Here is a 2,804-nt window from a genome sequence, read left to right as displayed (position 1 = left end):
GGGTCGGGGGCGCGGGCCTCGCGGACGTGGGCACGGGCCTCGGACGCGTGGCCGGGCGCCTGTCGGGCGGACGGATCGGGAGCGACGTGCAGATCAAGTCCCGCGGCGAGGTCGAGGCGATGCGCGAAGCCGGCCTCGTCGTGGCGGCGACCCTCGCGCGCGTCGCGGCCGCCGCGGTCCCCGGGGCCACCACGGCCGACCTCGACGCCCTCGCCGAGTCGACGATCCGGGAGGCGGGCGCCGTCCCGTCGTTCCTCGGCTACCACGGGTTCCCCGGCAGCATCTGCGTCTCGCGCAACGCGGAGGTCGTCCACGGCATCCCGCGCCCGACCACGGTCCTCGCCGACGGCGACCTGCTCTCGGTCGACTGCGGGGCGATCCTCGACGGCTGGCACGGCGACGCGGCGGTCACCGTCTCGGTCGGCGCGCCGGCCCCCGGGGACGCCGAGCTCTCGGCGGCGTGCCGCGCGGCGATGTGGGCGGGGATCGCCGAGGTCCGGCCCGGCAACCGCCTCGGCGACGTCTCGCACGCCGTCGAGGCCGAGGCCCGCCGCCATCGCGGCCCGGCGGGCGAGGCGTTCGGGATCGTCGAGGACTACGGCGGCCACGGCATCGGCACCGAGATGCACATGGAGCCGTTCCTGCCGAACCTGGGCCGGGCCGGCACCGGTCCGCGGCTGCGCGAGGGCATGGTGCTGGCCGTGGAGCCGATGCTGACCGCGGGGGTCGCGGAGACCGAGGAGCTCGACGACGAGTGGACCGTCGTCACCGCCGACGGCGCGCGGGCGGCGCACTGGGAGCACACCGTCGCGGTGACCTCGGCCGGGCCGTGGGTCCTGACAGCGCCGGAAGAAACAGATAGCTGAACTGTCTGCTATCCGCTACGCTGGCTCCGGGGGCGGAGACCGGAGGTGGTCGTGGTGGCGACGGACGGCGCGGTGCGGGTGTCGGACGCGGAGCGCGGGCGGGTGGCCGACCGGCTCGCGCGGGCGCACGGCGAGGGGCGACTGACCCTCACCGAGTACGACGAGCGGGTGCGGGCGGCGCACGGGGCGGTGGTGCGTGACGACCTCGCGCCGCTGCTGGACGACCTGCCCGCGGACGACGCGGCGCGGCCCGTCGCCGCGCAGAATCGTCACCACGGGTGGGGGCTGCCGGTGCCGCCGGTCCCCTCGGTGTCGTCCTGCAGCCCACGCCGTGCGGTCGCGACGTGGGCGGTGGTGAGCGCGCTGAACGTGGCGATCTGGCTCGCCGTCGTGCTCGGCACCGGGTCGCTCGTCCACCCGTGGTGGGTCTGGGTCGCCGGGCCGTGGGGGCTGGTGCTGCTGTTCGGGGCGCTCGGCCGTGGACCGGCGGGCCGGGGGCCTGGCTCCCGTCCGGAGCGAACGGCACTCTCGCGCACGTAGACGCAGCGGGAGTGCCGCTCGCTCGGCCGGGCCGGGCCGACCGGACCCCGTCGGACCCCGCGGGCTACTTGGGGGCCATCCGGATCGCGCCGTCGAGGCGGATCGTCTCGCCGTTGAGCATGGGGTTCTCGACGATGTGCGCGACCAGGGCCGCGTACTCCGACGGGTCCCCGAGGCGCGACGGGTGCGGTACCTGGGCGCCGAGGGAGTCGATGTTCTCCTGGGGCAGCGTCGCGAACAGCGGGGTGTGGAACAGCCCCGGCGCGATGGTGCAGACGCGGATGCCGAGCGAGGCGAGGTCGCGGGCGATCGGCAGCGTCATGCCGACGATCCCGCCCTTCGACGCCGAGTAGGCGGCCTGGCCGATCTGCCCGTCGAAGGCGGCGACGGAGGCGGTGTTGACGACGACCCCGCGGTCGCCGGTGCCGCCCGCGTCACCGGTGGACGGCTCGTTCTCGCTCATCGCCTGCGCGGCGAGCCGGATGACGTTGAAGGTGCCGACCAGGTTGACGTTCAGGACCTTCTGGAAGTCCTCGAGCGGGAAGGGGCCCTTGCGCCCGGCGGTGCGGTGCGCGTTGCCGATGCCGGCGCAGTTGACCGTCACCCGCAGCGTCCCCAGCCCGGTCGCCGTGTCGACCGCAGCCGCCACCTGCTCGGGGTCGGCGACGTCGGCGGCCGCGAAGACCGCCCGCTCGCCGAGCTCCTTCGCGACCTGCTCGCCCGCCGAGGAGGGCAGGTCGAGGATCACGACCGACGCGCCCCGCGCGTGCAGCTTCTCCACGGTCGCCCGGCCGAGGCCGGACGCCCCTCCGGTCACCAGTGCGACGGCACCGTCGACGTCCACGTCGGGTCCTCCGATCGTTCGGGTCCAGGTCCTCGTCATCGTGGCCCGCGGCGGAGAAACGGTCAACGCTGACGGTTGACGCCGGCGCAGTGGTCCTCCGGCGACCCGGTGACCAGGCCCGCGACGCGCCCCGCGTACAGTTGAGGGCTGGTGCGCGTGTCGTGCCGGTGTCCGCACGTGTCACCGATCGCCGGTCGATTCTCCGGCGGGTGGGTCCGTGTGTCCCCGGCAGGGCGGCGCGAGCCCGATCCGGTGTGCACCCGTACACCGGTGGCAGCGGGACGACGTGGTCGCCCGGCGAGCGCTTCCCGGTCCTCCTGGGCCGGGCGGCGGGAGCTCCGGCGGCCGGCGAGAGAAGTGCGGAGGACATGGCGAAGAAGGACGGCGCCATCGAGGTCGAGGGCCGGGTCGTGGAGCCCCTGCCCAACGCGATGTTCCGGGTCGAGCTCGAGAACGGGCACAAGGTCCTGGCACACATCAGCGGGAAGATGCGTCAGCACTACATCCGAATCCTCCCCGAGGACAAGGTCGTCGTGGAGCTGTCGCCGTACGAC

Annotated in this window: 4 protein-coding genes; 3 read left to right on the top strand and 1 reads right to left on the bottom strand. The window is 74.8% G+C overall.

Features of this window, described 5'->3' with window-relative positions; genetic code table 11:
* The first annotated feature begins 119 nt into the window (after positions 1-119).
* Entirely contained in the window at positions 120-866 is a 747-nt protein-coding gene (gene map, locus AC0CYZ_RS29095) for a type I methionyl aminopeptidase (protein ID WP_472221596.1), read from the top strand.
* A gap of 54 nt (positions 867-920) precedes the next feature.
* Positions 921-1,406 (top strand): DUF1707 SHOCT-like domain-containing protein, encoded by a 486-nt coding sequence (locus tag AC0CYZ_RS29090; RefSeq protein WP_472221595.1) that lies wholly within the window; start codon positions 921-923, stop codon positions 1,404-1,406.
* Between the two features lie 64 nt (positions 1,407-1,470).
* Here the strand turns inward: AC0CYZ_RS29090 and AC0CYZ_RS29085 are convergent, their stop codons facing one another.
* Positions 1,471-2,250 (bottom strand): 3-hydroxyacyl-CoA dehydrogenase, encoded by a 780-nt coding sequence (locus AC0CYZ_RS29085; protein ID WP_472221594.1) that lies wholly within the window; start codon positions 2,248-2,250, stop codon positions 1,471-1,473.
* Positions 2,251-2,618: 368 nt separating this feature from the next.
* Here AC0CYZ_RS29085 and infA point away from each other — a divergent pair.
* On the top strand, positions 2,619-2,804 hold a 186-nt coding region (infA, locus tag AC0CYZ_RS29080), incomplete at its 3' end, for a translation initiation factor IF-1 (protein WP_472221593.1).

It is taken from the genome of Actinomycetospora sp., assembly GCF_055612215.1.
Note: the sequence above shows the minus strand (reverse complement) of the source record. Positions and strands in the feature narration are given on the sequence as shown.

Coding starts and splice junctions, on each gene's coding strand:
- map (WP_472221596.1), top strand. CDS start 120: ATGCGCGAAGCCGGCCTCGTCGTGGCGGCGACCCTCGCGCGCGTCGCG.